Below are 6,723 nucleotides of genomic sequence, written 5' to 3' on the forward strand. Positions count from 1 at the left end.
CAGATAGATCACCGGCGTGGTGTAGAGCGTCAGGAACTGCGAGACGATCAGGCCGCCGACGATGGCGATGCCGAGCGGCCGGCGCAGCTCCGATCCCGTTCCCGTGCCGATCGCCAGCGGCAGGGCGCCCAGCAGCGCCGCCATGGTCGTCATCATGATTGGCCGGAAGCGCAGGATGCAGGCCTGGCGGATCGCCTCGAACGGCGCCATACCCTGCTCGCGCTCCGCCTCCAGCGCGAAATCCACCATCATGATCGCGTTCTTCTTGACGATGCCGATCAGCAGGATGATGCCGATCAGCGAGATCAGGTTCAGGTCCTGGCCGCACAGAATGAGTGCCAGCAGCGCGCCGACGCCCGCCGACGGCAGGGTCGACAGAATCGTGATCGGATGGATGAAGCTTTCGTAGAGCACGCCCAGCACGATGTAGACCGTGACGATCGCCGCCAGCAGCAGCAGTTTTTCGCTATCGAGCGACGCCGCGAATTCGGCGGCCGTGCCGGCGAGGTTCGTGGTGACCGAGGCGGGCATGCCGATCGACCGCTCGGTCCGATGCAGCGTTTCGATCGCCTGACCCAGCGATACGCCGTCACCCAGGTTGAACGAGACCGTCGTCGCCGGGAACAGGCCTTGGTGGGTCACAGTCAGCGGCGCCGGACGACGTTCGATCCGGGCGAAGGCCGACAGCGGCACCGGTGCTGCATTCTGCGCCAGGCCGGGCGTGCCGGCGCCAGCCTGGGCCGTCAGATAGATCTTGTCGAGAATGCCCGGATCGTCACGGAATGCCGGATCGACCTCGAGGACGACGTGATATTGCGTCAGCGGTCCGAACACGGTCGCGATCTGGCGTTGGCCGAACGCGTCGTAGAGCGTCTGGTCGATGCTGTCGAGCGTGATCCCATAGCGGGCCGCGACCTTGCGATCGACCGCAATCGACAGGCGCAAGCCGCCGTCCTGCCGGTCGCTCGCGACATCGGCGAAATCCGCCTGCTTCCGCAGCGCCTGGACCAGCCGGTCGCTCCACAGCTTCAATTCGCCGTCGTCGAGGTCCTGCAGCACGTATTGGTACTGCGTCCGCGCGCTGCGGGTTTCGAGTTGCAGGTCCTGAACCGGCTGCAGATGCAGCGACATGCCCTCGACGGACGCGACGGCCCGGCGCAGCCGTTCGCTGATCACTGCGACCGAAGCGGCCCGCTGGTCCGGCGCGCCGATGTCGATATACAGTCGGCCGCTGTTCAAGGTCGCATTGACCGGACCGGCCCCGACGAAGCTGTCGACCGAGCGGACGTCCGGATCGCGCGCGACGATCTCCGCGATCCGGCGCTGCAGCGCCGCCATCGCGGGGAAGGAAACATCCTCGGCCGCATCGGTCGTGCCGACCAGCAGGCCGGTATCCTGCTGCGGCAGGAAGCCCTTGTGGATGCCGGCATAGAGCAGGCCGGTCGCGACGATGGTGGCGGCGGTGAACACCAGGGTCCCGATGCGATGGCGCAGCACCCAGTCGAGGCCGCGCACATAGAGCGCGCAGCTCACGTCGAATGCCCGCTCGCTCCAGCGGAACAGCCGGTTCGGCCGATGGTGCGGATCCTCCGGCTTCAGCAGCCGGGCGCACATCATCGGCGTGAGCGTCAGCGAGACGAAGCCCGAGATGACGACGGCCAGCGCCAAGGTGATGGCGAATTCCCGGAACAGCCGGCCGACGATGCCTTCCATCAGCAGGAGCGGGATGAACACCGCGATCAGCGAGACGGTGAGCGAGACGATGGTAAAACCGATCTGCCGGGCGCCCTTGAGCGCCGCCGGCAGCGGTGCCTCGCCCGCCTCGATATGGCGCACGATGTTCTCGATCATGACGATGGCATCGTCGACCACGAAGCCGGACGCGATGGTGAGCGCCATCAGCGACAGGTTGTCGAGGCTGAAGCCGCACAGCGCCATGCCGCCGAAGGTGGCGACGAGCGAGACCGGCAGGGTCACGCTGGGGATCACGGTCGCCCAGAACTTGCGCAGGAACAGGAAGATCACCAGCACGACCAGCGCCACGGTCAGCACCAGGGTGAACTGCACGTCGGCGATCGCGGCGCGGATCGTCACGGTCCGGTCGGTGACGATGGCGATCTTGAGCGACGGCGGCAGTGCCGCCCGCAGCTTGGGCAGCAACGCCTTGACCGCATCGACCACCTGGATGGTGTTGGCGCCCGGCTGGCGCTGAACATCGAGCACCACGGCCGGCCTGCCCATGTACCAGGCGGCCTGTTCCGCATCCTCGACGCCATCGATCGCCGTGCCGACGTCGTGCAGATAGACCGGCGCGCCGTCGCGATAGGCCACGACCGCGTCGCGGAACGCCTCGCCGGTGAACAGCTGATCGTTGGCATCGACCTCGAACGCCTGGAGCGGGCCGTCGAGCGAGCCCTTGGGATTGTCGGAGGTCGTGGCCACGATCGCCTGGCGGACGCCGTCGAGCGACAGGCCCAGCCCCGCGAGCCGCGCGGGGTTGAGCTGGATGCGCACCGCGCGCGTCTGGCCGCCCTCGACGCTGACGGCGCCGACGCCGGTCAGTTGCGACAGCTTCTGCACGACGATCGTCTGGGCATCGTCGTTGACCTCGTGCAGCGGCAGGGTGTCCGAGGTCAGTGCCAGGATCAGCACCGGCGTGTCGGCCGGATTGACCTCGTGATAGACCGGCGGTGCCGGCAGCAGGCCGATCGGGATCCAGCCCGACGCCGCATTGATCGCCGCCTGCACGTCCTCGGCCGCGGAATTGATCGGCCGGTCCAGGTTGAAGCGCAGGGTGATCTGGCTGAAGCCGTAGGCGCTGGTCGAATTCATCAGCTCCAGCCCGGAGATCGCGCCGAAATAGTGCTCGAGCGGTGCGGTGATCGAGGTTTCCACCACGTCCGGGCTGGCGCCCGGATAGGGCGTCACGACCTGGATCGTCGGGAAATCGACGCTGGGCAGCGCCGCGACCGGCAGCAGCCGGTAGCCCAGCAGTCCCAGGAGCACGATCGCCACGATCATCAGGGTGGTCGCGATCGGCCGGAGGATGAACGGCGTCGACATGGCGGTCAGCCCGGTCCGCCGGCGGCACCCTGAATCTCGACCTTGGCACCGTTGTCGAGGCGGTAATAGCCCTCGACAACGATGCGCTCGCCCTGGGCCAGCCCCTTCTCGACCAGGGTCCGGCCGCCGTACGCCTGGCCGGTCGAGACGTCCTGGGCCTTCACCGTGTCGTCCGCCTTGACCAGCCAGACATAGTCGCCACGCGGCCCGTGGCGCACGGCGGCGGTCGGGACGGTCACCCCGTCCTTGCGGTCGTCGACCGTGATGCGGCCATTGACGAAATTGCCGGGCCACAGCTTCAGCGCGGCATTCGGGAAGCTGGCCTTCAGCTTGATGGTCCCGGTCGACGGATCGACCTGGGTATCGACCAGGTCGATCGTGCCATGGTCGAGCTCGGTCTTGTCGTCCTGGCCGATGGCGGCGACCGGCTCGTGGGCCTCGCCCAGGGTCAGCCGGGTCCGCTCCAGCGCCGCGGCCGCGACGGTGAAGACGACCGAGATCGGTTGCAGCTGGGTCACGGTGACGATCGTCGTGTTATCGGCCGAATGCACCACGTTGCCCTGGTCGGTCTGGCGGATGCCGGCGCGGCCGCTGATCGGCGTGCGGATCGTCGTATAATCGAGCTGGGTCCGGGCGTAGTCGATCTGCGCCTCGTCGTTATGAACCTGGGCCCGGTACTGCTCGACCAGGGCATGCTGCTGGTCGACCTGCTGGCGGCTGGCATAGTCCTTCGCCACCAGGCTGTCGTAGCGCTTCATGTCCAGCATCGCGCCGTCGAGTAGCGCCTGGTCCTTGGTCCGCATCGCCTGCTGCTGGGCCAGTTGCGCCTGCAGCGGGCGCGGATCGATGACCGCCAGCGGATCGCCCTGGTGCACGTCCTGCCCCTCGTGGAACAGGATCTGGGTGATCTCGCCGTCGATGCGGGTCTTCACGTTGACCGTGTTGTAGGCCTGGATCGTGCCGATCGCCTGCAGATAGATCGGCACGTCGGCGGCGGTCGCGGCAGCGACTTTCACGGGGATGGGCGCCGCGGACGGCGCCGCCGCCTTGGGCGCGGCCACGACGCCCGGCAGCCAGGGCGCCAGCCGTTCCGCCGGCACCAGCACATAGAGCGCGGCACCGGCGGCGAGGACGGCACAACCCGAGGAAATGAGCGCGATCCGCATGCTGGCTGCTTTCGGATAAGATGCGACGAGACCCGTTGTACGCCGGGCGGAGCCCGCCGCATCCCTATCGGCCTTGCTTCTCAATCATGCACAACCGCAGGCCGAACGGTCGGGAATGGTCAGGCCTCCAATGCCAGCACCGCGTATGTCGCCAGCCAATGCTCGCCCATGTAGTCGCCGGCGATGTGGGGCAGGCCGGCGGCCAGGTGATGTTCGGCGGTTTCCTCGGCCAGCCCGCGCCGCGCGTCGTCGAGGCCCGAGGCGATCGAGCGCCAGCACCAGGCGCGACTGAGGTTGAGGCCATCCAGATGGGCGATCTTGCCGTCGGACCGGTCGCTCACGGTCGCCGGCCGGAACAGGGTGGCCGGCTGGTGCTGGGCGATGCGCGGCAGGAAGCGGTCGAGCCACGCGGCGAACTCCGCGCGCGGCAGCAGGCGCCGCATGCATTCGGCCTCGATCAGGGCCGAAGATTGGAAATCGTCGCCGCTGGGCTCGCCCCAGGCCGGGCAATCCGCGTCCTCGCCATACCAGCGTAACCCGGTCTCGCACAGCAGCGCCGTCAGCGCATCATCCTCCGTCGCCGTCGCATAGTCGGCCGCCATGCGCAGGCCGAACGCCGTGTTGAAATGGGTGCCGACCCGCACCGGATAGGTCGCGAGCGGCAGGAAATCGCGGAAGCGCTGGGCGAAGATCTCAGCCAAGGGCGCCAGCGCCTGCGACCAGCGCCGGTCATCATGGTGGGTCAGCTCCGCCGCCAGCTTCAGCAGCCAAGCCCAGCCATAGGGCCGCTTGAAGCCGCGCGCGGTCGGCGCCGCCAGATAGGCGCACTCGCCCGCGACCTTGTCGGCGACGAATTGCCCATCGAACAGCGCCCGGATCCGGGCCGCCGGCGCGATCTCGGGAAAGCGCCGCAGCAGGTACGCCAGCAGCCAGTAGCTGTGGACGCAGGAATGCCAGTCGTAGCTGCCGTAGAAGATCGGATGCAGTTCGCGGGGCGTGCGCGCATCGGCCGGGCCGGCCAGCACATGGTCCGGCTTGTTCGGATATTCCCGCCCGACATGGCCGAGCGCGATCTCGGCGAAACGGGCCGACAGCTCGGCGGTGAGGATCGATCGTACCATCTGCTCATCCTTGAGAGGAAAGACCGATATCTACTCGATCTTGGCCGGGGTCGAGAACGGCTTCGTGGCGTCCAGCACGAACATCACGAGCAGGTTCAGATCCGCGCCGCCGCTGCTGGAAACCTCCATCGGCATATCCGCGCCGTGTCCTACGGCCGACTGACCGGCTTCGGCATGGCTGGCACCGTCGGGGGTTCGTTGGGTGACCTGGCCGCCCAGCACATAGAAGGTTTCCGAACCGGGATGGGAATGAACGGGCGTCTTCGCGCCGGGCGGGCCGCCCGCGTGATTGATGCGCAGGAGATATTCCGGCGCCGTGATCCTGGGCACCGGGCCGATCTCGGCGACCTTGGTCCCGCCTTGTGTGGCGCCGCCCATCGGGCCGAGCGTGAACAGCCAGGCCTTTCCGTCGACGGTCGCCGTCAGCGAGGTCGCGCTGACGGCCGCAGCGGCCCGCGCCTGCTCGGGCTCTGGAAAAGTCTCGACCCGCCAATACAATATCCCCGAAGGCAGTGCGGTGAGCTTCTTCTCCGCCACCGACGTCACGAAGAAGGCACCCGGTTCGGCCGCGGCGGCCAAGGGCGGCGCGCACAGGAAGACGAGAAGCCCCCCGACCATCGAAGCGATCCGGGGCCAGGCAAGCCGTGTGCGAGATTTCATGGTTTTCTCCCCGATGGATCGTACGCTCCGCGCCGGAAAAAGCGCCCCTAGGCAAGAAACGTCGAGCTAGCGCCGCGCCGTCGCCGACATTCGTCGGCACCTGGCTTCACAGCCTGGCCATGGCTGCTGCGAAGCGAATCAGATAGCCGTCGGGGTCCTGCACGAGGAATTGTTCCACGCCGGTCTCGATTTCACCGACACGATACCACTTCTGCTCGGGAAGCATGAAAAGCGGCCAGCCGGCATCTGCCAGCGCGCCCAGAATCGGCTGGATCGACGTCGTGTCGATCTGGAAATTGATGCCACGGCCAAGCGGCGGGTCCAGCGGTGCCGTCACCCAGTTCCGGCCGCGACCGCGCTCCTCCAGCATGACCTGCGCGCCTTCCCGGTCAAGGTACGCAAAGCCTTCGTCCATCCGGTCGTAGGCGACGGCAAAACCGCACAATCCACACCAGAAGCGCAGGCTCGCATCGATGTCAGCGACGAGCAATTCGGGCACCAGTCGTGCCCGGACGAAGGGGGCCGTGATCGGAGGGACTGAGGTCATGCGGAGGCTCGCGCGCGGGAAGCTACAGCATATCATCAAGGCCGGGAGATGTCCGGTCGACGAGACGCCGATCGCGTCGATTGTGTTTCCAGGCTGAGAATTCTTCGGATCGTCCGCAAGCGTGGGCGACGCATTCGTGGTTCGTGAGATCGGCGGATAAGGCGCG

5 protein-coding genes are annotated in these 6,723 nt (G+C 67.3%); all 5 read right to left on the bottom strand.

Annotation, left to right across the window (positions count from 1 at the left end; all coding sequences use genetic code 11):
- A partial coding sequence (locus VGV37_RS28825; protein ID WP_326883307.1) for an efflux RND transporter permease subunit occupies positions 1-3,063 on the bottom strand: 3,063 nt, incomplete at its 3' end.
- A gap of 5 nt (positions 3,064-3,068) precedes the next feature.
- Positions 3,069-4,229 (bottom strand): efflux RND transporter periplasmic adaptor subunit, encoded by a 1,161-nt coding sequence (locus VGV37_RS28830; RefSeq protein WP_326883308.1) that lies wholly within the window; start codon positions 4,227-4,229, stop codon positions 3,069-3,071.
- A 119-nt stretch (positions 4,230-4,348) separates the two neighbouring features.
- Complete coding sequence (locus VGV37_RS28835) at positions 4,349-5,350, bottom strand: DUF2891 domain-containing protein (RefSeq protein WP_326883309.1); 1,002 nt, start codon at positions 5,348-5,350, stop codon at positions 4,349-4,351.
- 30 nt (positions 5,351-5,380) lie between these two features.
- Complete coding sequence (locus tag VGV37_RS28840) at positions 5,381-6,010, bottom strand: cupin domain-containing protein (RefSeq protein ID WP_326883310.1); 630 nt, start codon at positions 6,008-6,010, stop codon at positions 5,381-5,383.
- 106 nt (positions 6,011-6,116) lie between these two features.
- On the bottom strand, positions 6,117-6,723 hold a 607-nt coding region (locus tag VGV37_RS28845; RefSeq protein WP_326883311.1), incomplete at its 5' end, for a VOC family protein.

Origin of the sequence: Aliidongia sp., assembly GCF_035943795.1 — a bacterium.
Lineage (GTDB): Bacteria > Pseudomonadota > Alphaproteobacteria > ATCC43930 > CGMCC-115725 > Aliidongia.